Origin of the sequence: Hypericibacter sp. (genome assembly GCF_050729195.1) — a bacterium.
Taxonomy (GTDB): domain Bacteria; phylum Pseudomonadota; class Alphaproteobacteria; order Dongiales; family Dongiaceae; genus Hypericibacter.
The window spans coordinates 1-24964 of the sequence record NZ_JBOHKS010000083.1 but is presented as its reverse complement, the minus strand read 5'-3'; the positions used below and the strand labels follow the sequence as shown (position 1 = coordinate 24964).

The window sequence follows — 24964 nt, the reverse complement described above, 5'->3', positions numbered from 1 at the left end:
GGCATTCCCGACGAGTATCGCTTGATGCAGCCGGAATTGATCGCGCTGCTGGAGGAACGGGTCGGGCGCTTCATCGATCTCCCGCCGGTCTGAGCTTTCGCATCACCACGGAGCCGCTCAGGGCTGCGTCGCCTGCTCCACCGGCAGTGACGCCGCTTCGCTGCCCAGATGCTTGCCGGACGGCAGACTCGCCTCCGACCAGCCGCCGCCGAGCGCCTGGATCAGGCTCACGCTCGCGGTGAAGCGGCTTTCCTCGACGGTGAGATATTGCTGGCGGTCGCTGAGGGCCGTGGATTGGGCTGTGACGACCGTCGTGTAGTCCACCGTGCCGGCCTTGTATTCGTTGAGCGTGAGCTGCTCCGCCTCTTCGGCGGCCTTGGCAGCGGCGCCCTGGGCCTCGGCCTGCTGCGCCAGGACCCGCAGGGCCACGAGCTGGTCCTCGACCTGCTGGAAGCTGGTAAGCACGGTCTGCCGGTAATCGGCGACGCTTTCGTCGTAGCCTTCTTTTGCGGCCTTCACTTGCGCGCTGCGCAAGCCGCCTTCGAAGAGCGTCGCCACCAGTTGCGGCCCCACCGCCCAGACGCCAGCCGACGCTTCGAACAGGGTGTTCAAGCTGGTGCCGATCAGGCCATAAGACCCGTTGATGCTGAGGTTCGGATAATAGGCGGCGAGCGCGACGCCGATCTGCGCGTTGGCGGCGGCCACCCGGCGCTCCGCCGCGGCGATGTCCGGCCGGCGTTCGAGCAAGGTCGAGGGCACGCTCTCCGGGGTCTCGGGCAGGGCCGTGGTGAAGGGAGCCGGTGCGATCGAGAAATCGGCCGGCGGTTTGCCGACCAGGACGGCGATCGCATGCTCGAACTGGGCGCGCTGCGTGCCGACCGCGATGGCCTGTGCCTTGGTCGCCTGGAGCTGCGCCTCGGCCGTGGCCACGTCGGACTTGGCCGCGACCCCGACCGTGTAGCGGTTGCGCGTGATCTCCGCCGTGCGCGCGAAGGCGGCACTGGTCTCGTTGAGGAGCCGTTCGAGCTCGTCGTCATAGCGCAGCGAGAAGTAGTCGACGCCCAGCTCGCCCTGGGCCGAGAGCCGGGCCGAGGCCAGATCGGCGGCGCTCGCCTGCGCCGTCTCGGCCTGGCTCTCCACCGTCCGGCGGATCCGGCCCCAGATGTCGAGCTCCCAGGTGGCATTGGCGGTGATGCCGTATTCGCTCTCGCTGGAACTGCCATGGCTCGTTGAGACGGTGCCCGTTCCGGTCGATGTGCTGTTCGAGGTGGAGAGTTGCCGGCCCTTGCTCAGCTCGTGCGGCTGGATCGTCGGATCCAGCGTGACGGTCGGCCAATATTCGGCCCGCGCCTCCTTGACCGTCGCGCGCGCCGCCTCGTACGCCGCCGCGGCCGATTTGAGATTCTGGTTCGACACGTCGATCTGGCGCTCGAGGTTGTCGAGGACGGGATCGTTATAGACCGCCCACCAGGCACCACGGTCGGTTTCGTCCTGCGGCCGGGCGGGCCTCCATTCGGTGCCGCCCGTCTCGACGGGCGCCGCGGCTTCCTTGAACGCCGCCGGCGTCTCCATGGTCGGCCGCTGATAGTCCGGTCCCACCGCGCAGGCGGAGAGCAGGACACACGATGTCACGGCGATCGTCCATCGGCGAAGCATGGGCCCGCATGCTGGACGATCGAGCCACTGAAAAAACCCACGGCCCCTCCCATGCCGGCTTCGCCGGCGATTCAACGGAGCAGCGGGCGTAGAGCGCGGGCGGAAGGGGCGGCGAGCGCAGCGAGCGGGGAGGGGAATGGTCGCCGCATGAGAGGTGATCGACAGAATAGGCTCCTCCGGTAAGCAGCCTCGCGCGGCACCCCTCCCCCTACCCCCTCCCGCAAGGGGAGGGGGCGTGAGAATGCTCGCCTCGTTTTTTCGTTCAACCGACATCGATCGCCTCCGGGCCTGCGGCGGCACCGCGCTGCCGCCCGTGTCGCCAGCGCCGGCTCCAGAGGCCGAGCCGGTCGAGATAGAGATAGACGACGGGCGTGGTGAAGAGGGTGAGCAACTGGCTCACGATCAGCCCCCCGATCACGGCGATGCCGAGGGGCTGACGAAGCTCGGCGCCCTCGCCGATGCCGAGCGCCAGCGGCAGGGCGCCCAGGAGGGCCGCCATCGTCGTCATCATGATCGGCCGGAAGCGCACCAGGCAGGCGGCGTGGATCGCCTCGCGCGCGGTCATTCCCCGGTCCCGCTCGGCATGGATCGCGAAGTCGATCATCATGATCGCGTTCTTCTTGACGATGCCGATCAGCAGGATCACGCCGATGAGCGCGATGATGCTGAATTCGAGATGGCACACCATGAGCGCCAGCACGGCGCCCAGGCCCGCGGAGGGCAGCGTCGAGAGGATCGTGATCGGGTGGATATAGTTCTCGTAGAGGATGCCCAGCACGATATAGACCGCGGCGATGGCCGCGAAGATCAGATAGGGCTCGGCCGCCAGCGACTGCTGAAACACCTTGGCCGTCCCTTGGAAGCCGCCATGGATCGAGGCCGGCATGCCGATCTGGTTCTCGGCAGTGGTGACGGCGGCGGCTGCGTCGCTGAGTGAGCGTCCCGGTGCCAGGTTGAAGGAGATCGTGCTGGCGACCGAAAGACCCTGATGCGTCACGGCGAGCGGCGTGCTGCCGGGGGCGTAGCGGGTGACCGTCGAAAGGGGAACCATCGTCTCCAGGCTCGTGCTGACCGCCTGGCCGCTCGAGGCGACGCTGCGGCCCGTCGATCCCAGGCCGTTCATGAGCTGATTGCGCGCCGCACTGGCGGCACCGGCCGTGGTCGCGGGCGCTCCGGTGCCCGTCGCGGCGGCCGCCGTCGCCCCCACGATGGTGTTGGTGACGGCGCTGCCGCCGACGACCTCGCCGGCCGTGCTCACATAGATGTTCCGCAGCGCCTCGGGGTTCGCCCAGTATTGCGGCTCGACCTCCATGATGACGTGATACTGGTTCAGCGCATTGAAGATGGTGGAGACCTCGCGCTGGCCGAAGGCGTCATAGAGCGTGTTGTCGATATCCGCAGTCGCGATCCCCAGCCGCGCCGCCGTGTCCCGATCGATGGTCAGGTCGGTCTCGAGCCCGTTGCGCTGCTGGTCGGAGCTGACATCGCGCAGCGCCGGCGCCTTTTGCAGCGCCGCCACCAGCTTCGGCGTCCACTCATAGAGCGAGGCCAGATTGTCGCTCTGCAGCGTGAACTGGTAGAGCGCGTTGCTCTGGCGTCCGCCGACATGAAAATCCTGGACCGGCTGCAGCAGCAGGGTGGCGCCGGGGATCTGCGCCAGCTCGCGCCGCAGGCGGCCGATCACTTGTCCGGCCGACAGACCGCGCTCCGATTTCGGCTTGAGCGAGACGAAGACGAGGCCGCTGTTGGTCTGCCCGCCCCCGGTATAGCCCGTGACATCGTCGACGGCCGGGTCCTGCTGGATGATCGACACGAAATCGGCGAGTTTCCGGCGCATCAGCTGGAAGGAGATGCTCTGGTCGGCCTGGATCGTGCCGATCAGCCGTCCCGTATCCTCTTCCGGGAGAAAGCCCTTCGGCACGACGACATAGAGATAGACGCTCATCGCCATCGCCCCAAGCATGACGAGGATGATCAGCGGCGGATGGGCCAGGACCCAGCGGAGCGCGCGGTCATAGGATTGCAGTGACCAGCCGAACAGACCCTCAATCGCCCGCGCCACCCGGCCCGGGCGGCCACCCTGGCGTCCCTTCAGCACATAGGCGCACATCATCGGAGTGGTGGTGAGGGAGACCACCAGCGAGACCAGGACCGCGACCGTGAGCGTGATCGCGAACTCGCGGAACAGCCGGCCGACGATGCTCCCCAGGAAGATGATCGGGATGAAGACCGCGACCAGCGAGAGGCTCATCGACAGGACGGTGAAACCCACCTCGCGCGCGCCCTGCAGGGCCGCCTGGAACCGGCCCATGCCGGCCTCGATATGGCGCGAGACGTTCTCCAGCACCACGATGGCGTCGTCGACGACGAAGCCGGTGGCGATCGTCAGCGCCATCAGCGAGAGATTGTCGAGGCTGTAGCCCAGCAGATACATGACGCCGAAGGTGCCGATCAGCGAAATCGGCACGGCGACGCTGGGAACCAGGGCCGCGCGGAAATTCTGCAGGAAGGCGAAGACGATCAGGATCACCAGCAGGACCGAGGTCAGAAGGGTGATCTCGACGTCATGGAGCGACTGCCGGATCGTGGTTGAGCGATCGGCGGCGACCGAGATATCGATGTCCTTCGAGACCGACGCCTGCAGCTGCGGCAGCGCCGCCATCACCCGATCGACAGCATCGATGATGTTGGCGCCGGGCTGGCGATAGAGCAGCACCAGCACGGCAGGTTTGCCGCCCGACAGGCCCGAATTGCGGAGATTCTCGACGGAATCGTCCACATCGGCGACGTCGGAAAGCCGCACCGGCGCCCCGTCGCGATAGGCCACGACCAAGGGCCGATAGGCGCTGGCCTCGCGGACCTGATCGTTGGTGTAGATCTGGAGATGGCGATCGTCCTCCTCGACCACTCCTTTCGGACTGTGGGCGTTGACGGCCGCCAGCGCCGCGCGGACATCCTCGAGCCCGATCCCATAGCGGAAGAGAGCATTCGGATTGAGCTCGACCCGCACCGCCGGGAGCGAGCTGCCCCCGACATCGACCTGGCCGATGCCCCCGATCTGCGACAGCTTCTGCTGCATCACCGTGACGGCCGCGTCATAGATCTGCCCGCGGCTCAGCGTGTGCGAGGTCAGGGCCAGGATCAGGATCGGTGCGTCGGCGGGGTTCACCTTCTTGTAGGTCGGATTGTTCGGCAGGTTGGTCGGCAGGTCGGCGCGCGCCGCATTGATCGCGGCCTGCACGTCGCGAGCGGCGCCGTCGATATCGCGGTCGAGACCGAACTGCAGGGTGATGCGCGTCGAGCCCGACGTGCTAGACGAGGTCATCTCGGTCACGTCGGCGATCGTGCCCAGATGGCGCTCGAGCGGCGTCGCGACGCTGGAGGCCATCACATCGGGACTGGCGCCGGGCAATTGCCCCGTGACCGAAATCGTCGGGAAATCGACCTGCGGCAGGGGCGCGACCGGAAGATGGAAATAGCCGAGCCCGCCGGCGAGCGCGATCCCCAGCGTGAGGAGCGTGGTGGCGACGGGTCGCCGGATGAAGAGCGCCGAGAGGCTCAAGGCAACGCCCCTTCATCGGCCGAGAGACCCAGCCCGCCTTGCGGCGACCGCCGGCTCCGGCGCGCCAGCCGGTCGAGGGCCAGATAGATCACCGGCGTGGTGAAGAGCGTCAGCATCTGGCTGGCGATGAGACCGCCGACGATGGTGAGGCCCAGCGGATGGCGCAGCTCGGAACCGGTGCCGGAACCCACCATGAGCGGGACGGCGCCCAGCATCGCCGCCATCGTCGTCATCAGGATCGGCCGGAGCCGCAGCAGGCAGGCCTGGCGGATGGCCTCGCGCGGCGCCTTGCCCTCGTTGCGCTCCGCATCGAGGGCGAAATCGATCATCATGATCGCGTTCTTCTTCACGATGCCGATCAGGAGGACGATGCCGATGATCGAGATGACGTCGAGCTCGCTGCCCGCCAGCATCAGCGCCAGCAGCGCGCCGATGCCGGCCGAGGGCAGCGTCGAAAGAATCGTGATGGGATGGATGAAGCTCTCATAGAGGACGCCCAGCACGATATAGACGGTCACGATGGCGGCGAGGATGAGCAGCAACTCGTTGCCGAGCGCCGCCTGGAAGGCGAGGGCGGCGCCCTGGAAGCTGGTGGCGATGCTCGATGGCAGGCCGATCTCCGTTTCCGCCTGCTTGACGGCGGCGACGGCCTGGCCGAGCGAGGCACCAGGAGCGAGGTTGAAGGAGACGATGCCGGACGGAAACTGCCCCAGATGATCGATCTGCTGCGGCGCCGTCCGCTCCTCGATGGTGGCGATGGCCGACATCGGGACCTGTCCGCCGGGCCCCACCGCCGAGGGCAGATAGATCGAGCTCAGCGCCTGCGCCGGCGTCTGCGGCGAGGGCGCCGCCTCTAACACCACGCGATACTGGTTCGACTGGGTGAAGATCGTGGAGATGATGCGCTGGCCGAAGGCGTCATAGAGCGCGTTGTCGACCGTCGCGGTGGTGATGCCGAAGCGCGCCGCGGTGTCGCGATCGACATTCACATAGATCGCCGGCCCCTCTTGCTCCAGGTTGCTGGAGACGTCGGCGAGCTCCGGCAGCGACTTGAGGCGATCGACCAGCTTCGGCGTCCAGGCCGCCAACTCGTCCGGATTGGCATCCTCCAGCACGAAGCGGTATTGGGTCCGGCTGACGGTCGCGTCGATCGTCAGGTCCTGCACCGGCTGCATATAGAGCGAGATGCCGGGGACCTGCGCCGTTTCCTGCTCCAGCCGGCGGATGATCTGGGTCACGGTGCTGCGGCGCTCGTTGCGCGGCTTCAGATTGATGAGCAGCCGGCCGTCATTGAGGGTCGTGTTGGTGCCGTCCACGCCGATGAAGGAGGACAGGCTCAGCACCTCGGGATCCTTCAGGATCGCATCCGCCAGCGCTTCCTGCCGGCTGGCCATGGCGCCGTAGGAGACCGAAGGCGGTGCCTCGGAAACGGCGAGGATGGCGCCGGTGTCCTGGGTCGGGAAGAAACCCTTGGGGACGATCAGATAGAGATATCCCGTGACCGCGACCGCCAGCACCGCCACCGCCAGCGTCGCCGCCTGGCGATCCAGGACCCAGTCGAGCGCGCGCTCGTAGAGCCGGCTCAGCGCCTCGAACCAGGCGCGGTTGCCGCGTTCCAGCATGCCCTCATGGCCCGCCCGGCGGCGCAGCAGCTTGGCGCAGAGCATCGGCACCAGGGTCAGCGACACCGCGGCGGAGATCAGGATCGTGACCGCCAAGGTCACGGCGAACTCGCGGAACAGACGTCCCACCACGTCGCCCATGAACAACAACGGGATCAGGACCGCGATCAGCGACACGGTGAGGGAGACGATGGTGAAGCCGATCTGAGCCGAACCGCGAAGGGCCGCCCGCAGCGGCGTCTCGCCCTCCTCGATATAACGGGCGATGTTCTCGATCATGACGATCGCATCGTCCACCACGAAGCCGGTGGCGATGGTGAGCGCCATCAGCGATAGGTTATCGAGGCTGAAGCCCAGGAAATACATCGCCGCGAAGGTGCCGATGAGGGACAGCGGCACCGAAAGACTGGGCACGATGGTGGCCGGCAGGTTGCGCAGGAAGAGGAAGATCACCAGCACGACCAGGCCCACGGATGCCGCCATCTCGAACTCGACATCCCTGACCGAGGCCCGGATGGTGTCGGTGCGGTCGGTGAGAACGCTCACCTCGATCGAAGGCGGCAACGAGCTCTGGAGCTGCGGCAGCAGAGCCCGGATCCGACCGACGACCTCGATGACATTGGCGCCGGGCTGGCGCTGGATGTTGAGCAGCACCGCGGGCGTGCTGTTCATCCAGGCGCCGCGCTGGTCGTTCTCGGCGCCGTCGACGATTTCCGCGACATCCGACAGCCGTACCGGGGCGCCGTCCTTATAGGCGATCACCATGCTCCTATAGGCGTCGGCGCTTTGGAGCTGGTCGTTCGCGTTGATCGTGTAGGCGCGCGAGGGTCCGTCGAAATTACCCTTCGGCAGATTGACGTTGGAGTTGGCGACGGTGGCGCGCAGATCGTCGATGCCGAGGCCATAGGCGGCGAGGGCTTCCGGATTGGCGCGGATGCGCACCGCGGGCCTTTGCCCGCCATTGATGCTGACCAGGCCGACGCCCGCCAGTTGCGAGATCTTCTGCGCCAGCCGCGTATCGGCCAGATCCTCGACCTGCGGCATGGGCAGCGTCGTGGAGGTCAGCGCCAGCGTCATGATCGGCGCGTCGGCGGGATTGACCTTGGCATAGATCGGCGGCGCCGGCAGATCGGAGGGGAGGAGGTTTCCCGCCGCATTGATGGCGGCCTGGACCTCCTGCTCGGCGATATCCAGGCTGACATCCAGTCCGAACTCGAGCGTGATGACCGAGGCGCCGCCCGAGCTGGCCGAGGACATCTGGTCGAGGCCCGGCATCTCGCCGAACTGGCGCTCCAGCGGCGCCGTCACCGAGGAGGTCATGACGTCGGGGCTGGCGCCGGGATAGAAGGTCTGAACCTGGATGGTGGGGTAGTCGACTTCCGGCAGAGCCGCGACCGGCAGGAAGCGGTAGGCGATGATTCCGATCAGGAGGATCGCCACCATCAGCAAGGTGGTCGCGACCGGCCGGAGGATGAACGGGCGGGAGAGGTTCAAAAGCGGGCCTCCGGCGGGAGCGGTGCTCCCGCGATTCCTCAGGGAGCAGCGTTGCCGGCCGACGACCGGGATTGAAGGGTCCCGGCGCTCGCCGGATCGTTGTTCCCCGCCTGACGGGAGGATGCGCCGGCGTTGCCACCGGCCGCATCCTTGACGGCAACCTTGGCCCCGTCGCGCAGCTTGTCGGCCCCGTCCACGACGACGCGGTCGCCCGGTGCCAGCCCCGAGGCGACGACGACCCGCTCGCCATCCACGATGCCAAGCTTCACCGGGCGAACCGTGACGGTCTGGTCGGGCTGGATCAGATAGACGTAAGTGCCGGGCTCTCCGCGCTGGATGGCGGCCGTGGGGATGACCGTCGCGTCATGGACGACATCCATGACCAGCCGGGCATTCACGAACTGGTTCGGGAAGAGGCCTTCATCCTGATTGTCGAACTCGGCCTTCAGCTTGACGGTGCCGGTGCTGGTATCGACCTCGTTGTCGAGCGTCAGCAGCTTGCCCTGGGCCAGCACCGCCGTCTGGTCCCGGTTATAGGCGGTCACCGGCAAGGTGGCCCCGGCTCGAAGCTGCTTCACGATCTGCGGGAGATTGTCCTCAGGGACGGGGAACACCACCGTGATCGGGTGCATCTGGGTGATGGTGGCGATGCCGTTGCTGTCGCTGGTCTGCACGTAATTGCCTTCGTCCACCTGCCGCAGTCCGATGCGGCCCGTGAGCGGCGCCACGATGCTGCAATAATCGAGGCTGACCTTGGCGGCATCGACCAGCGCCTCGTCCGCCTTCACGATGCCCTCGTCCTGCTGGACCAGGGAGGCCTGGGTGTCCACCTGCTGCCCGGCGATCGAATCCTGGGTGGCCAGGGTGCGGAAACGGGTGAGATCGAGCCGGGCGTTCTTCTGGAGTGCCTGGTCACGGATCAGCTGGCCTTGCGCCTGCTGCAGGGCGGCGGCGTAGGGACGCTGGTCGATCTGGGCCAGGAGCTGGCCCTTCTGCACGGTCTGGCCTTCTGTGAAGGCGATCTGGGTGAGATGCCCGTTGATCTGCGTCCGCACCGTCACGGTCGCCAGCGGCGTCACGGTGCCAAGCGCATCCAGCGTGTCGTTGACGTCGCTGGTCTGGGCCGTTGCCGCCGCGACCGGCATGGGCGTGTCGGCGGCGGCGCGGGTGGGGCGGGCGGGGGCCGCCTCGTCCGTATAGACCCGCCAGCCGATGCCACCCAGCGCCAATAACAGCAGGAAGAGGAAGATCGTGCGCCCGAGAAGGCTGCGTCGTTTTGTGGGCTTGGACGATACAGGCACTGGCCGTCCCGCATCGTCACGAAGACCCTTATCGTCCATATAGGACAGCGGTGGACGGGTGGGTTGCAGCCGAGGTGCCGGATGAGCGGTCATGCGCGCGAAGGACCATCGATGAAAGAGTGCAATCGCGTCGGGATCCCGCTTTCTCGATGAAAGGAGGCCGTCGCGGAGCAGCCGGAGTCAGGGTCGGCTCCGGAAATCTGCTCGGACTATGTCACGCACGGATATAGGGATGACTACGCGCGGGATCGTCGCGTCCCGGCAGGGTGCGTCGGAAAGATGAAACACGCGGCGATTGATCATGTTCGATACGACATCGGCCTGCTGCGGGCGTACCGAACGGCAGGAGGGCCGTGCGGATACCCGCTTCGCGTGCAAGGCTCGACGGTGACGAGAAATTGGAATGACGGAACGGCTGCGGAAAATAGCGCTTTGCTATCGACGATTTAATTTCGCTGGTGTCTTGCCGAAGATTCAGGCGTCAGATGAACTTCCCGTCAGCAACGGACGGATCATCGTTCCAGCGCTTCTCTGATCTTCTGCGCCAGGGTCTCCAGCTTGTACGGCTTCGCCAGGAAATGCACCTCGGCGTCGAGCTTGCCGTGATAGACGATGGTGTTCTCGGTATAGCCCGAGGTGAACAGCACCTTGAGCGCGGGGCGTGTCGCCAGGGCGCGCTCGGCGAGCACCTTGCCGGTCATGCCGCCGGGCATGACGACGTCGGTGAAGAGCAGATCGACCTTGCGATCGGTTTCGAGGATCGCCAGGGCCTGCGGACCGTTCGCGGCCTCGATCACCTGATAGCCGAGGCCCGTGAGCTGGGAGACCACCAGGCTGCGGACCCCGGCATCGTCCTCGACCGCCAGGATCGTCTCGCTGCGGGCGGCGGCGGGGACGGTCGCTGGTACCGCTGTGACGGCGTCGGGCGCGTCGCCGGCGGGGCGCGGCAAATAGAGTCGTACGGTCGTGCCATGCCCGGCCTCGCTATAGATCTTCAGATGGCCGTTCGACTGCTTGGCGAAGCCATAGATCATGCTCAGGCCCAGCCCCGAGCCTTTGCCGACATCCTTGGTCGTGAAGAAGGGCTCGGCCGCGCGGGCCAGCACGTCGGGTGTCATGCCCAAGCCGGAGTCGGTCACCGCCAGCATCACATAATCGCCCGGCACCACCTCGTTGTTGCGCGCGGCATAGGCGGCGTCGATCGACGCGTTCACCGTCTCGATGGTGAGCTTGCCGCCCTGGGGCATGGCGTCGCGCGCATTGACGGCGAGATTGAGGAGCGCGCTTTCGACCTGGCCCTTGTCGGCCAGCATGGGCCAGAGTCCCGGCGCCAGCTCGAGATCGATCTCGATCGGCTCGCCCAGGGTCCGGCGCAGGAGATCCTCCATGCCCAGGATCAGTGCGTTGGCGTCGAGCGGCCGCGATGCCAGGGTCTGGCGGCGCGAGAAGGCCAGCAGGCGCTGGATTAGCGTGGCGCCGCGCTCGCTGGCCCGGAGCGCCTTCTCGATCGAGCGGCGCGCGTCGCCCTCGGTGCGGGCGAGGGCGATATCGAGATTGCCGAGCACCACCGTCAGCAGATTGTTGAAGTCATGCGCCATGCCGCCGGTCAGATGGCCGACGGCCTCCATCTTCTGGCTCTGCCGCAGCTGCTCTTCGGCTTGGCGCAGCGCCGTCACGTCGCGCGCCGTCGCCAGGCTGCGGCGATGCCCGTCCTCGTTGATCGGGGCGGCATGGGTCGCGCCGATCCGCGTCACCCCGTCCTGCCCCAGATAGCGCAGGTCGGTGATCGGCAATTGCTTCCCTTCCTTGAGCGAGAAGCGGGTGCGCTCCTGGGCGCGCAGACGATCCTCGGGATGGATGATCGCGAAGATCGACCGGCCGGTGACGGACTCCGGGTTGGGCGCACCGAACAGCCTGGCGGCCGCGGGATTGGCGAACAGGATCATGCCGTCCTGGTGGATCCAGACCGCTTCCTGCATGAGATCGAACAGCCGGCGATAGCGCTGCTCGCTGACGCGCTGGCGTTCCTCGCTGGCGGTGAGCGATTCCAGGGAGGCGCGGCGCTCACGGTCGAGCCGATTGGCATAGAGTCCGATGGCCCAGACCACGCCGGTCAGGATCGCGACGCTGGCGATGGTGAGGAGCGCCACGCCGGTCCAGGTGTCGTAAAGCCCGAGACGCTCACCCCGGATCCGCAGCCAGCCGATGAGGGGCAGCCCGACCACGATCGTCGGCAGCAGCCGGCGTGCCATGGCGCCGCCGGCTCCCTCCGAGCGCAGAAGCATCATCCAGCCTGTCTCGGGACGGCTCGCCGCCGTGCCCAGGAACAGAAGGAAGAGAGCGAGGGCCGAGTGCAGTGCGATCGAGCCATAAGCCTCGCGCGAATAGAGCATCGGTACGTGGTAGGCGTAACCGATGATCGCGAGATAGGCGAAGGTCAGACCCGAGACCACGAGGGCCGTGAAGATCGTGTCGATCGCGGGCCCTCTACGGCGCGGCAGCAACATGAGGATGCCGAACAGCACGAAACTCATCGCCGAGATCGGCGACATGCGGCCGGGGAAGGGTTCCGTGGGATCGGCGGCGCCGGGGAAGAACAGGCGATCGATCCCGAGATCGGCGGTCGTCAGATACTCGACCAGCGTGGCTGCGCCGATCGCGAGCACGAGGAGGCCGCCGGCGGCGATGGCGGGAGGAACGACAGGAGAGGGCGGCAGGCCTTCACGCCGGGCGGTCAGCGCCAGCACCAGGGCCGACAGAACGAAGGCGATGGCCGTGTTCGGCTTCATCGCCGAGTAACCGGGCAGGATCGATTTAAGGAGGGTCACATTGCCGGCCCAGCCGATCAGCACCACGACCCCGAGGAGGCCGACAATGATCCCCGCGATCCGGGCCGCCCGGAGCGGATCGTCACGCAACGATAGCGCGCTGCTGGAGGCGGGTCTTCCCGCTCCGGTCGAAGCCGAACTGGGCCCTTGCCGATCAGGTGCCATGGACATTGCCGCCCGGGCCTTCCCCGAATCCCCCGCCACGCCGAACTCGCCTGCCCATCATAGTTGAATTCGGGGGAGTGGCTACGGGTCGCCCCTAAATCACAAAGATACCTCCCCCCTCTTAACCTCCGGAGCCCGGAGGGCGAAGGAGGGGCAGGGGATAAGCAAGTTAAGGAGAGACGAATATCGGTAAGCCGGCCGCTCAGAAGTCCTTCGCGAACCGCAGAGCGTCATAGATGGCGGCGTGGATGTTGCGCGACGACACGGCATCGCCGATGCGGATGAGGCGATAGCTGCCCGCTGGATTGCGCACCATCGTTTGCGGTTGGCCCGCGATCAGCGCCTTGTAATCCACCTCGCCACGATTGACCGAGTCCGGCTTCAGCGCCTCATAGAGCTCGGCATTGGGCAACGTGCCATGCTCGACCACGACCTGGTCGACCTCGCGGGTCTCGACATAATCGCCGAAATCGCTGCCGATCACGGCCTGGAGGCGGTTGCCGGCGCGCTTCACGGCGGTCAGCCGCCGCACGATCGTGATCCGCACCCCATGCTGCTGGAAGCTCTCGGCATAGGGCACATGATTGAGGCCGCCGATCTCGGGCGCGAAGAAGCGCTCCGGCGATACAATTTCGAGCTTGGAGCCGGCCTCGGCGATGACTTCCGCTGCCTGCATGCCCGGATGCGCGCCATTGTCGTCGAACAGCAGCACCTCCTTCGCCGGCTTCACGTCGCCGGAGAGGATGTCCCAGCTCGAGACTGTGAGGTCCGTGCCGGTTTCGAGCGCCGGCGCCTGCGGCAGGCCGCCGGTGGCGATGACGACGATGTCGGGTTCCTCGCCCGTCACGTCCTCGGCCTCCGCCCATTTGTTGAAGCGCAAGCCGACGCCGAGTTTCTCGAGCTGCTGCAGCCGCCAATCGACGATGCCCAGCAGCTCCCGCCGCCGCAGCGCGCGCGCCGCCAGCCGGATCTGGCCGCCGGCCTCGTCGGCCGCTTCGAACAGGATCACCTCATGGCCGCGCTCGGCCGAGACGCGCGCTGCCTCGAGCCCGGCGGGCCCTGCACCGACCACCAGGACACGCCGCTTCTTGCCGGTCGATTTCGGCACGATCTGCGGCATGGTCGCTTCGCGGCCCGTCGCGGCATTGTGGATGCAGAGCGCCTCGCCGCCCTCATAGATGCGGTCGAGGCAGTAGGTGGCGCCGACGCAGGGGCGGATCTCCGCCTCGCGGCCCTCGGCGACTTTCCGCGCGATATGCGGATCGGCGATGAGGGCGCGGGTCATGCCGACCAGGTCGAGCTTGCCCGACGCCACCGCGTGGCGCGCCGTCGCCACATCGGCGATGCGCGCGGCATGGAGGATCGGCACGCCCAGCGCCGCTTTCATCTCGCCGACGAAATCGAGATGAGGGGCGGCCTTCATGCCGGTGATCGGGATGATCTTGGCCAGGGCCGGATCGGTGTCGATATAGCCCCGGATCACATTGATGAAATCGACGCCGGCCTCGTCGATCAGCTTGCGCGCGATGGTGAGTCCCTCGGCGCGGCCGAAGCCGCCGGGCTTATCCTCGTCGAGCGCCATACGGATGCCGACGATGAATTTCGGGCCCACGCGCTTGCGGATGCCCTTGACCACTTCGAGGCCGAAGCGCATCCGGTTCTCGAGCGAGCCGCCGTAATTGTCCTGCCGCTTGTTGACGCTGGGCGTCCAGAACTGATCGACCAGATGGCCGTAGCATTCGAGCTCGATGCCATCGAGCCCCGCCGCCTGCATGCGTTCGGCACCGTCGGCATATTGGCCGATCCAGCGTTCGATATCCCAGTCCTCGGCTTCCTTGGGGAAGGCGCGATGGGCGGGCTCCCGCACGCCCGACGGCGCCGTCACCGGCAGCCAGTCGGCCTTGTTCCAGCCCGTGCGCCGTCCCAGATGGGTGAGCTGGATCATGACCGCGCAGCCTTCGCCATGGCAGTCATCGGCGAGGCGCTTCAGCCAGGGGACGATCTCGTCCTTATAGGCATGGAGATTGCCGAAGGCCGCCGGCGAATCCTCCGCCACCACCGCCGAGCCCGCCGTCATGGTCAGCGCGATCCCGCCCTTGGCCTTTTCCAGGTGATAGAGCCGGTAACGCTCCTTCGGCATCCCGTCCTCGGAATAGGCCGGCTCGTGCGAGGTCGACATCAGCCGGTTCTTCAGAACCAGATGCTTGAGCGTGAAAGGCTGGAGCAGGGGGTCTTTGCTGGACATGGTGCTGTGACGTGGAACGCGGGACCGGGGGCAGTAGAGCAGTCGTACCGCAAGATTCAATCATTCTCTTTCCTCTCCCCACTTTTGTGGAGAGAGGGCGGGGTCCATTGCGAAGCAATGGGGGGTGAGGGGTGCGGGTGCGCGCCAAGCGAGGTCACCCTCACCCAGCTCCGGCTAAGGTTCGACTTCGTCTCACCTAAGCCTGCGTAACCCTCGCCCTCACTGCGTGAGGGCGAGGAAGGAAAGGCACTTTCTACCCCCGCATCTTCCCGCCATTCGGGTCGTAGAGCGGCGTCGCCGTCACGGTCGCCGGATAGAACTCGCCCAACAGCTCGACCTCGAGCTTCGTGCCGTGGGCGGCGAGGGCCTTTGGAACGTAGCCCATGGCCATGCTCTTCTTGACCGAATGGGCGTAGCCGCCTGAGGTGACATAGCCGACGCAATTGCCGTCATGGAAGATCGGCTCGTCGGCGACGCAGTCGACGTCCTTGGTGTCGACCACGAGCGTGACGAGCTTCTTCGAGGGCCCCCGCTTACGCTCGGCGATGGCCGCCGCCTTGCCGATGAAGTCGGCCGGCTTGTCGAAGGCGACGAAGGCGTCGAAGCCGGATTCGGCCGCGGTGAAATCGGGGCGGTAATCGAGCGTCCAGACGCCCCAGTTCTTTTCCAGCCGCATCGACATGAGCGCGCGGCCACCATAGATCCTCAGGCCCAGATCCTTGCCCGCCTCTTCGAGCGCCTCGTAAAGACGGAGCTGATATTGCGGCGCCACATAGATCTCGTAGCCGAGCTCGCCCGAGAAGGAAACGCGCGCCACCAGGGCCGGCACCAGCCCGACCACCATCCGCTTGATGTCGCGGAACTTGAAAGCGGCGTTAGAGACGTCGGTCGCGGTCAGGCGTGACAGCAGCTCGCGTGCATTCGGGCCGGCGATGGCGATGCCCTGCAGATCGTCGGTCCGGTTGTGATAGGCGACACCTTTCTCGGGCAGGTATTTCTCGAACCAGCGCCGGTGCATCTCCTGCGCGGCGCTCGAGCCGAACAGATGGAAGCGGTCCTTCTCCATCCGGGCGACCGTGAGGTCGCCATAGAGCTTGCCCTTGGGCGTCAGCATCGGCGTCAGCGCCAGGCGCCCTTCCTTGGGCAGCTTGTTCGCCAGCATCCTGTCGAGGAAGGCCTCGGCGCCCGGGCCGGACAGCTCGTGCTTCGCATAGTTCGCGATCTCGATCATGCCGACAGCCTGGCGCACCGCTTTGATCTCCTCGGCCACATGGGCGAAGGCGTTGGAGCGGCGGAAGGTCGGTGTTTCTTTCGCCTTGTCCGGCGAGCCGGCAAACCAGAGCGCATGCTCCAGCCCGAAGGAGACACCCATCACGGCGCCGCGCGCGATCAGCCGGTCATAAAGCGCCGTGGTCTTCTGGCGCCGGCCCGCAGGCAGTGTCTCGTTGGGATAGGTCAGGATGAAACGGCGCGAGTAGTTCTCGGCGGATTTGATGCGGCCCCAGTCGCGCGTGGCGAAGCTGCCGAAGCGGGCCACATCCATGCCCCAGACATCGATCGAGGGTTCGCCATCGATGATCCATTCCGCCATGCAGAGGCCCACGCCGCCGCCCTGGCAGAAGCCCGCCATCACGCCGACGGCGGTCCAGTAGTTCTTCAAGCCCGGCACCGGCCCGATCAGCGGATTGCCATCGGGCCCGAAGGTGAAGGGCCCGTTGATCACCTTCTTGATGCCGGCGCGGCCGAGTGCTGGCATGCGCTCGAAGGCGGTCTCGAGCCGCTCGGTCACGCGGGCGAGATCGTCCTGCAGCAGCTCATGGCCAAAATCGAGCGGCGTGCCGTTGACGGCCCAGGGCACGCAGTTGGTCTCATAGGTGCCGAGCAGCAGCCCCTGATGCTCCTGGCGGGTATAGGCGTTGCCTTCGTAATCGACGGTGACGGCGACCTCCTTGCCATGGTCGCGCACCTCCGGGATCGTCTCGGTGATGAGATAGTGATGCTCCATCGGCTGCACCGGCAGCTCGAGCCCGGCAAGCCGTCCGACCTCGCGGGCCCAGAGCCCCGCCGCGTTGACCAGGATCTCGGCGCGGATCGTGCCCTTGGGCGTCACCACATCCCAGGACCCGTCGGGGCGCTGCTTCGTCTCGATCACCGGCGTGTCGCGATAGACCTTGGCGCCATAATGGCGGGCGCCCTTGGCATAGGCATGGGTTACGCCCGAGGGATCCACATGGCCATCGACCGGCTCGAACAGCGCGCCCAGATATTTCTTGGGATCGATCAGCGGATTGAGCTCACGCGCATGCTCGAGCGAGATGAAATCGGTCTCGAGCCCCATATAGCGAGCCTTGGCGCGCTCCTGCTTGAGATAGTCGAGCCGCTCCGGCGTTGCCGCGAGATAGATGCCGCCCGGGCGATGGATGCCGCAGGACTGGCCGGTCAGGTCCTCGAGCTCGTTATAGAGCTTGATGGTATAGCCCTGGAGTCGCGCGATGTTCGGGTCGGCATTGATGGTGTGGATGACGCCGGCCGCATGCCAGGAGGAGCCCGAGGTCAGTTCCTTGCGCTCCAGCAGCACCGCATCCTTCAGGCCATGCTTGGCCAGGTGGTAGAGGATCGAGCATCCGACGACACCGCCGCCGATGATGACGACCCTTGCATGGGTTTCCATTGTCGATTGTCTCCGGTTGCTCGGCTTGTGGCGCTCAGTGCCACATGTCCGGATTCTGGTTTTTGCGCTTGGTGACGAACTCGGTCAGCGCCTCGTCGATCGCGGGATCGAGCGCGGGCGGCTGGTATTCCTGCAGGAGCCGGCGCCAGCGCGCATTGGCACGCTGGTTGGCGTCGCGCTCGCCCTCGTCGCGCCATTGCTCGAAGGAATTATTGTCGGCCGTGTCGGAATCCCAGAAGGCCGTCTCGTAATTCGCCAGCGTATGGGCGCAGCCGAAGAAATGCTTGCCCGGACCCACCTCGCGGAAAGCCCCCAGCGCCATCTGGTTCTCGTCGAGCGACAGGCCCGCCATGTAGGTGTGGAGCGAGGCGCAATAGTCGGCATCGAGAATCATTTTCTCATAGCCCATGGTGAGCCCGCCCTCGAGCCAGCCCGCCGCATGGAGAATGAAATTGGCGCCGCATTGGACGGCCGACAGCATCGAGACCGTGCTCTCCGTCATGGCCTGGCCGTCGGCGACCTTGGAGGAGCTGAAGGCGCCCGAGCAGCGCAAGGGGAGTTGCAGCCGGCGCGCGAGCTGGCCAATCACGAGCGAACCCAGCGCGGGCTCGGGCGTGCCGAAGGTGGGCGAGCCCGAGCGCAGCGCCATCGAGGAGAGGAAATTGCCGAAAATCACCGGCGCGCCGGGCCGCACCAGCTGGGTGAGGGCGCAGCCCGCCATGGTCTCGGCAAGGGACTGCGCGATGGCGCCGGCGGTGGTGACCGGGCCCATGGCGCCGCCGAGGATGAAGGGCACCACCACGGCGGCCTGGTTGGCGCGCGCATAGGCACGCAGCGCGTTGGTCATGGTGGCGTCGAACACCAGCGGCGAGTTGGCGTTGATATTGCCGAGAATGACGCAGTTTCGATCCACGAACTCGCGGCCGAACACGATCCGCGCCATCTCGATCGAATCCTCGGCCCGGTTCTCGGCCGTGACCGAGCCCATGAAGGGCTTGTCGGTCAGGCGCAGATGCGCTGAGACCATGTCGAGATGGCGCTTGTTCACGGGAATGTCGACCGGCTCGCAGATCGTGCCGCCGGAATGATGCAGCCACGGGATCATGTAGGCGAGCTTCACGAAATTCTCGAAATCCTTGAGCGTGCCGTAGCGCCGTCCGCCCTCGAGATCGCGCACGAAGGGCGGCCCATAGGCCGGCGCGAAGATGACGTGATTGCCGCCGATGGTGACGGAGCGAGCCGGGTTGCGCGCATGCTGGACGAAGCTCTTTGGTGCCGTCTTCAGGATCTGACGCAGCAGCCCCGGTTCGAAGCGCACCAGCTCGCCTTTGACGTCGGCGCCGGCGGCGCGCCAGAGCCGGAGAGCCTCCGGGTCCTCGCGGAACTCGATTCCCACTTCCTGAAGGATCACGTCGGCCGCCGTCTCGAGCGCGACGAGCCCTTCCTCGTTCAACAGGTCGTATGTCGGGATGCGGCGCTCGACCCCGGCAATGAGCGCCGTTGCCCGCTGGCTCTGGCTGCGCTGGCGCTGCCGGGCGGTCCGCCCGCCGCGTCCCCGCCCTGTCGCCGTCTCGGAAGCTGGATCTGCGGTCATGGCCTGTCGCCCTTTGCCAAAGTCGGTCGGAGGGAGGCGCGCTGCGCGCTTTCCATAAGTTTAACAGCGATATAATCTCGCGGTGATCCTGAAAATTCTTCGATTTTGGACAAGTCTGGCTTATGCAAGATCTTCGCCGCCTGCTGCAATCCCCCTCCGCCCTGCTCGCCTTCGAGGCGGCGGGCCGGCATCTTTCCTTTTCGGGCGCCGCGGCCGAACTCAACCTCACCCAGGCCGCGATCAGCTACTCGATCAAGCGGCTGGAAACGGCCCTGGGCGTGACGCTCTTCACCCGGGCCCACCGCGCCGTGACCCTGACCGAGGCGGGGGAGCGCTTCTTCCACGACGTCTCGATCGGGCTCGCCCATATCCGGCGTTCGGCCGACGCGATCCGGCGCGAGCGTGAGCCCGGCCATGTGACGCTCTCGGTCTCGACCGCCTTCGCCAGCTACTGGATGGTGCCGCGGCTTGCGCGCTTCCATGCCGCCCTGCCTCATATCGATCTGCGGCTGCAGACGGTCGACAAGGATATCGACCTCGCCCGCGAGGCCATGACGCTAGGCGTCCGGCGCGGCGACGGCAACTGGCCCCAGTTCGAGTCCGTTCCGCTGGCCCGCGAGGAGATTTATGCCGTTGCCAGCGCCGCCTATGCCGCCGCGATCGGCGCGCCGGTCCCGCCCTCGCGCCTGCCAGAGCTCAAGCTGATCCATCTGGACGAACCCTATCGCCCACGGCCGAGCTGGACCGACTGGTTCACGGCGCTCGGCGTGCGCTGGAGCGATCGCGGCGAAGGCCTCCGCCTCAACGATTACGCGCTGGTGCTGCAGGCGGTGCTCGAAGGCGAAGGCATCGCCATGGGCTGGCGTCACGTCACCGAAGGCATGATCGCGCGCGGATCGCTGCGGCGGGTCTGCAACGAGAGCTTCGTGTCGGGCCAGGATTTCCACGTGGTCTGGCCGAAAGGCGCACTCCTCGCACCGGATACCGCCGAGGTTCGCGACTGGCTGCTGGCACAAGCGGTGGTGTAAGCCCTCGCCTCGGGTAGCGTCCCGCTGTCATCCCGCGATCCTCCTACGCCAGGGCTTCAGCGGACGAAGCGCGGGTGCGATGCAGGGCCTAGAGCTTCGGCCGGTATTTCCGCCAGGGCCGCGCCTTCTCGAAGGCCGCGGCCGCCTGGAACACCGTGAGATCGTCATAGGGCCGGCCCACGATCTGCAGGCCGATGGGCACGCCGGACTTGGCGAAGCCGCAGGGCACGGTCGCGGCCGGGAGCTGGCCCAGCATGTTGAAGGGGAAGGTCATGACCCAGCCGATCTCGGATTCGACCTTCTTGCCGTTGATCTTGAAGGAACGGTCGGCCGGATTGTAGTTGGCGGGCTGTGCCGGAATCGCGAGCGTCGGGCAGAGCAGAATCTGGCAGCGCTTCATGATGGGTGCCAGCTTCGCCCACATATCTGCGCGCAGATTGAGACTGTCGGCAAAGCTCAGACGCCTGGCGAGGTCGGTTCTCGGCGTGTTGGCGCGGATATAGTCCGTCAGTAGTTTTCGTTTGTGCGTCGGCAGCAGATGCGCCGGTTCGAAATCGTTCTCGCGCGCATGGGCGAGAAAGCCCAGCACGATATCCTTGCTCCAGCCGAGCTCGATCTCCTCGATTTCGGCGCCGGCCTCGCGGAAGGCCTCGAGCGCCGCGCGCGTCGCCTTGGCCACCTCGGGATCGACCTCGAAACAGCCGAGGTCGGGCGAATAGGCGATGCGCCATCCCTTGATCTTCTCGTAGCGGTCGGGATAGCGCAGTTTCTCCCTGACCGTGGTGATGTCGCGCGGATGCTGGCCGGCAATCGCGTTCATCATCAACGCCGCATCGGCGACCGAGCGGGTGATCGGGCCAAAGACCGCATAGCCGTTCAGGTTCCAGGGTTGTGAATGCGGAACGCGTCCGGTCGGTGGCTTGTAGCCGAAGACACCGCAGCTCGATGCCGGCACGCGGATCGAGCCCGCATAATCGCTACCGTCCGAGAGCACCGTCATGCCGGTCGCGACCGCGACGGCTCCCCCGCCGGTCGAGCCGCCGGAATTGTAGCGCGTGTTCCAGGGATTGCGTGTGATGCCCCAGAGCCGTGAATGGGTGATGCAGGAGGCGGCGAATTCGGGGTTGGTGCTGCGTCCGATCAGGACGGGCTTCGCCTTCAGCATGCGGTCGACGAAAAGTTCGGTGACCTCATCGACATTGCGCCTGTAGAGCAAGGATCCGAAGGTCGTGACATAGCCCTTGATCTGGTGGATGTCCTTGATCATGAGCGGCACGCCCTCGAAGGGCCTGGTCGGCTTGCCCGTCGCGTAACGCTTCTCGGCATTGCGCGCCTGGATCAGCGCCTGGTCGAAGAAGGTGTAGGTGAAGGCGTTGACCTTGCCGTTCGCCTTGTGGAACTGCGCCTCGACGGCTTTCAGCAGCTCGACCGGCGACAGCTTGCGCGCCTTGAACGCGGCAATCGCCTCGGTCGCGGTGATGAAGGCGAGATCCTTGTCGGCCATATCCTGGATGCCCCTCGCAATGCGCCGTCTTCAGTTGCCCCCAACTCTTGTCATTCCCGCGAAAGCGGGAACCCATGTCAATGCCGCGCTCCGTCCGATCCATGGCCCCCCGCTTTCGCGGGGGTGACAGAAAGCTTCATGGGGGCGAAGAAAGGGGAGTTAGCTCACTATATCTTCGGCCGGTGCTGGCGCCAGGGGCGCGCCTGCTCGAAGGCGGCGGCGGCCTGGAAGACGGTGAGATCGTCGAACGGCCGCCCCACGATCTGGAGGCCCACCGGCACGCCCGACTTGCCGAAGCCGCAGGGGACGGTCGCCACCGGCAGTTGGGGCAGCATGTTGAAGGGGAAGGTCATGCACCAGCCGATCTGCGGCTCGACCTTCTTGCCGTTGATGGTGAAGCTGTCGTCGAGCGGGTCATGCTCGGCGGGCACGCTGGGCACGGCCAGCGTCGGGCTCAGCAGGATCTGGCAGCGCTCGAGGATCGGCTCGAGCTTGGCATACATGGCGGCGCGGATCGTGAGGCTCTGCGCGTAGCTCGTGCCCTTCGCCAGGAACTTGCCCTTGCGGTTGCGGATATAGTCGCAGAGCAGCGCCCTCTGCTTGGCTGGCAGTTTGTCGAAAGGCGCGAACTCGTTCTCGCGCACATGGGCGATGAAGCCGCGCACCGCATCGTCGGTCCAGCCGAGATCGACCTCCTCGATCTCGGCGCCCGCCTCGCGGAAGGCATCGAGCGCCGCGCGCGTGGCCTTGGCGACGTCCGGGGCCACGGGATAGAAGCCGAGATCGGCGGAGTAGGCGACGCGCCAGCCCTTGATCGGCTTGTATTGCGAGGGATAGCGCAGCTTTTCCCGGACCGAGGTCAGGTCGCGCGGGTCGTGGCCGGCCATGACGTTCATCATCAGTGCCGCGTCGGCGACCGTGCGCGTGACCGGTCCGATCACCGCATAGGGATTGAGATACCAGGGCGGCGAGGTGGGGATCCGGCCGAAAGGCGGCTTGAAGCCGAACACGCCGCAGGCCGAGGCGGGGATTCGAACCGAGCCAGCATAGTCGCTGCCGTCCGAGAGCACCGTCATCCCGGCCGCGACCGCGGCGGCACCGCCGCCGGTCGAGCCGCCGGAATTGAAACGCGTATTCCAGGGATTGCGGGTCACGCCCCAGAGCCGCGAGTTGGTTACGCAGGCCGAGGAGAATTCGGGGCAGGTGCTGCGGCCGATGACGGTCGGCCGCGCGCGCATCATGCGCTCGACGAAATACTCGGTCTCCTCGTCGACATGATCCTTATAGAGAAGCGAGCCGTGCGTCGTGACCTGGCCCTTGATGGCGAATTCGTCCTTGATGACGAGCGGCACGCCCTCGAAGGCGCGCGTGGGCTTGCCGGCGGCGTAATTCGCCTCCGCCTTCTTGGCCTGCGCGCGGGCCTGCTCGAACGAGGTCCGGGTGAAGGCGTTGATCTTGGAATTGGCGGCGTCATGCCGTGCGATCACGGCATCCAGCAGCTCGACAGGCGACAGGCTTTTGGCGCGAAACTTCGCGATCGCTTCGGTCGCGCTGATGAAGGCCAGATCCTGATCGGCCATCGACTCCCCCGCCTTCGAGAGGTCGCCGCGCACTCTTCGCAAGGGAGTACGCCGCCGGCTCTCTCGACTCGCCACGCCCTGCCGAGCCGCATCGGTTGGGCGCGGCGAGATTATCGCGCTAAACCCTTGAATTCAATGAACGTGTAAACGATTGCGAGAGACGGCATCGGGCCTGCCCGCCTTGCCAACATGTAACGTTACAATCAGGCCGTGCGTTCGGGTCCCGCTTTGCGACCCTTGATGAGCAGTCGCACCAGACTGACGGCGGCGACCAGCGACCAGACTCCCTCGAGCAGGACGAACGGCATGAAGGAGATCAGCCAGGAGGAAAGGCCGGCGAGCCCTGCACCCAGGAAATTGAGAACCAGATAGCTGACGCTCTCGGCCTTCAGCACCTTGAGGATGTTCAGCAGAAAGGCAAGCAGGAGAAGGGCGACGCCGGCAAAGCCTATGGTTTCGGAGGAAAAGAGGCCGTCCATGGGAAGCTCCCTGGGCTAGAGCGAAGGTCGTCCCTTAGCCGATATGATCGCGTCACTTGATCCCGTGCCGCTGGCGCCAATCGACCGGGAAGACGGCGTAGCAGACCGTCGATTTCTCGCCCTCATAGCGCAAGGGAGTGTTCTCGGGGATCCAGATCACGTCGCCGGCCGTCGCGTCATAGACATCCTTGCCGACACGCAGGCGGAAGGCGCCCTCGAGCACCACGATCATCTCGTCATAGAGCACGGTCCATTCGATCGAGCAGCCATCGAACTGCGCGAGACCGGCGCCCAGTGTCTTGCTGAGATCGGGACCGATGATCCGGGCAATGCTTCCCGTTCCGGTCTTGGCGCCAAAATCGTCGAACTTCATCTCGCCGCGCTTGAAATGCTTCACGCCGGTCATCGGGAGCTCTCCTGAGATTGGAATACAGGCGCGGGATGATGGCGGGTGACGACGGCGTTGTCACCCCGGCAGGCTTCCGGATGGTGGGAGAAGCCTACTCCGCGGCGGCGGGATGGCGAGCGGGGATGAGGGGCAGGCCCAGCGCCTTCCAGGTCTCGAGCATCGCGGCGGCGAGCGCCGCCATGTGATCGTCGCTGTGGAAGGGCGTGGCGGTGAAGCGGAGCCTCTCCTCGCCGCGCGGTACGGTCGGGTAGTTGATCGGCTGCACATAGATCGCATGCTCGTCGAGCAGCCGGTCGCTCGCCTGCTTGCAGAGATGGGCGTCGCCCACCTTGACCGGCACGATATGGCTTTCCGACGCCATGACCGGCAGGCCGGCATCGCCCAGCACCCGCTTGAGGCGCTGCGCGCGCTCATGCAGGCGCACGCGCTCGATGCCGCTGCCCTTGAGATGGCGAATGCTGGCGACGGCACCGGCGGCGACCGAGGGCGCCATGGCACTGGTGAAGATGAAACCCGGCGCGAAGGAGCGCACGAAGTCGATCGTCGCGGCCGAGCCCGCGATATAGCCGCCGACCACACCGAAGGCCTTGGCCAGCGTGCCTTCGATCACGGTGAGGCGATGCATCATCCGGTCGCGCTCGGCGATGCCGCCGCCGCGCGGGCCATACATGCCGACCGCGTGAACCTCGTCGACATAGGTCATCGCGCCATAGCGCTCGGCGAGATCGCAGATCTTCGCCAGCGGCGCGACGTCGCCGTCCATCGAATACAGGCTTTCGCAGACGATCAGCTTGGGCCGGTCGGGACCGGCAGCGATCAGCAATTC

General features: G+C 66.2%; 14 protein-coding genes. 1 reads left to right on the top strand and 13 read right to left on the bottom strand.

The window, feature by feature from the left end; translation table 11 throughout:
* Window positions 1-117 precede the first annotated feature (117 nt).
* From ACREE8_RS06510 to ACREE8_RS06475, 8 genes are all read right to left on the bottom strand, one after another.
* Window positions 118-1656, bottom strand: a complete 1539-nt coding sequence (locus tag ACREE8_RS06510) for an efflux transporter outer membrane subunit (protein ID WP_431572172.1) — start codon at window positions 1654-1656, stop codon at window positions 118-120.
* Between the two features lie 262 nt (window positions 1657-1918).
* Window positions 1919-5218, bottom strand: a complete 3300-nt coding sequence (locus ACREE8_RS06505; RefSeq protein WP_431572171.1) for an efflux RND transporter permease subunit — start codon at window positions 5216-5218, stop codon at window positions 1919-1921.
* The gene (locus ACREE8_RS06500; protein ID WP_431572170.1) at window positions 5215-8334 is read right to left on the bottom strand and encodes an MdtB/MuxB family multidrug efflux RND transporter permease subunit; all 3120 of its coding nucleotides are present in this window, start codon (window positions 8332-8334) and stop codon (window positions 5215-5217) included. The genes ACREE8_RS06505 and ACREE8_RS06500 overlap by 4 nt, the downstream gene beginning before the upstream one ends.
* Before the next feature lie 38 nt (window positions 8335-8372).
* Window positions 8373-9635: an MdtA/MuxA family multidrug efflux RND transporter periplasmic adaptor subunit gene (locus tag ACREE8_RS06495; protein ID WP_431572169.1), complete on the bottom strand. Its 1263-nt coding sequence runs from the start codon at window positions 9633-9635 to the stop codon at window positions 8373-8375.
* A gap of 512 nt (window positions 9636-10147) precedes the next feature.
* Window positions 10148-12553 carry a PAS domain S-box protein gene (locus ACREE8_RS06490; RefSeq protein WP_431572168.1) on the bottom strand — a complete coding sequence of 802 codons (2406 nt, stop codon included), beginning with the start codon at window positions 12551-12553 and terminating at the stop codon, window positions 10148-10150.
* Window positions 12554-12830: 277 nt separating this feature from the next.
* Entirely contained in the window at window positions 12831-14873 is a 2043-nt protein-coding gene (locus ACREE8_RS06485) for an FAD-dependent oxidoreductase (RefSeq protein WP_431572167.1), read from the bottom strand.
* A 253-nt stretch (window positions 14874-15126) separates the two neighbouring features.
* Entirely contained in the window at window positions 15127-17544 is a 2418-nt protein-coding gene (locus ACREE8_RS06480; RefSeq protein WP_431572166.1) for a GcvT family protein, read from the bottom strand.
* Between the two features lie 34 nt (window positions 17545-17578).
* A complete protein-coding gene (locus ACREE8_RS06475; protein WP_431572165.1) occupies window positions 17579-19138 on the bottom strand; it encodes a trimethylamine methyltransferase family protein in 1560 nt (519 codons plus the stop codon).
* A gap of 122 nt (window positions 19139-19260) precedes the next feature.
* Between ACREE8_RS06475 and ACREE8_RS06470 the strand changes: the two genes are divergently transcribed.
* Complete coding sequence (locus ACREE8_RS06470) at window positions 19261-20166, top strand: LysR substrate-binding domain-containing protein (RefSeq protein ID WP_431572164.1); 906 nt, start codon at window positions 19261-19263, stop codon at window positions 20164-20166.
* Between the two features lie 88 nt (window positions 20167-20254).
* Here the strand turns inward: ACREE8_RS06470 and ACREE8_RS06465 are convergent, their stop codons facing one another.
* The 5 genes from ACREE8_RS06465 to hemA all read right to left on the bottom strand — a co-directional run.
* Complete coding sequence (locus ACREE8_RS06465; RefSeq protein ID WP_431572163.1) at window positions 20255-21670, bottom strand: amidase; 1416 nt, start codon at window positions 21668-21670, stop codon at window positions 20255-20257.
* A gap of 167 nt (window positions 21671-21837) precedes the next feature.
* Complete coding sequence (locus tag ACREE8_RS06460; RefSeq protein ID WP_431572162.1) at window positions 21838-23250, bottom strand: amidase; 1413 nt, start codon at window positions 23248-23250, stop codon at window positions 21838-21840.
* 203 nt (window positions 23251-23453) lie between these two features.
* A complete protein-coding gene (locus ACREE8_RS06455; RefSeq protein WP_431572161.1) occupies window positions 23454-23729 on the bottom strand; it encodes a CBU_0592 family membrane protein in 276 nt (91 codons plus the stop codon).
* Between the two features lie 52 nt (window positions 23730-23781).
* Window positions 23782-24135, bottom strand: a complete 354-nt coding sequence (locus tag ACREE8_RS06450; RefSeq protein WP_431572160.1) for a cupin domain-containing protein — start codon at window positions 24133-24135, stop codon at window positions 23782-23784.
* A gap of 94 nt (window positions 24136-24229) precedes the next feature.
* On the bottom strand, window positions 24230-24964 hold a 735-nt coding region (gene hemA / locus ACREE8_RS06445; RefSeq protein ID WP_431572159.1), incomplete at its 5' end, for a 5-aminolevulinate synthase.

Excerpts from the sequence above, each read along its gene's own strand:
- ACREE8_RS06510 (WP_431572172.1), bottom strand. The coding sequence starts at position 1,656 with ATGCTTCGCCGATGGACGATCGCCGTGACATCGTGTGTCCTGCTCTCC.
- ACREE8_RS06485 (WP_431572167.1), bottom strand. The coding sequence starts at position 14,873 with ATGTCCAGCAAAGACCCCCTGCTCCAGCCTTTCACGCTCAAGCATCTG.
- ACREE8_RS06480 (WP_431572166.1), bottom strand. The coding sequence starts at position 17,544 with ATGGAAACCCATGCAAGGGTCGTCATCATCGGCGGCGGTGTCGTCGGA.
- ACREE8_RS06475 (WP_431572165.1), bottom strand. The coding sequence starts at position 19,138 with ATGACCGCAGATCCAGCTTCCGAGACGGCGACAGGGCGGGGACGCGGC.
- ACREE8_RS06470 (WP_431572164.1), top strand. The coding sequence starts at position 19,261 with ATGCAAGATCTTCGCCGCCTGCTGCAATCCCCCTCCGCCCTGCTCGCC.
- ACREE8_RS06465 (WP_431572163.1), bottom strand. The coding sequence starts at position 21,670 with ATGGCCGACAAGGATCTCGCCTTCATCACCGCGACCGAGGCGATTGCC.
- ACREE8_RS06460 (WP_431572162.1), bottom strand. The coding sequence starts at position 23,250 with ATGGCCGATCAGGATCTGGCCTTCATCAGCGCGACCGAAGCGATCGCG.
- ACREE8_RS06455 (WP_431572161.1), bottom strand. The coding sequence starts at position 23,729 with ATGGACGGCCTCTTTTCCTCCGAAACCATAGGCTTTGCCGGCGTCGCC.
- ACREE8_RS06450 (WP_431572160.1), bottom strand. The coding sequence starts at position 24,135 with ATGACCGGCGTGAAGCATTTCAAGCGCGGCGAGATGAAGTTCGACGAT.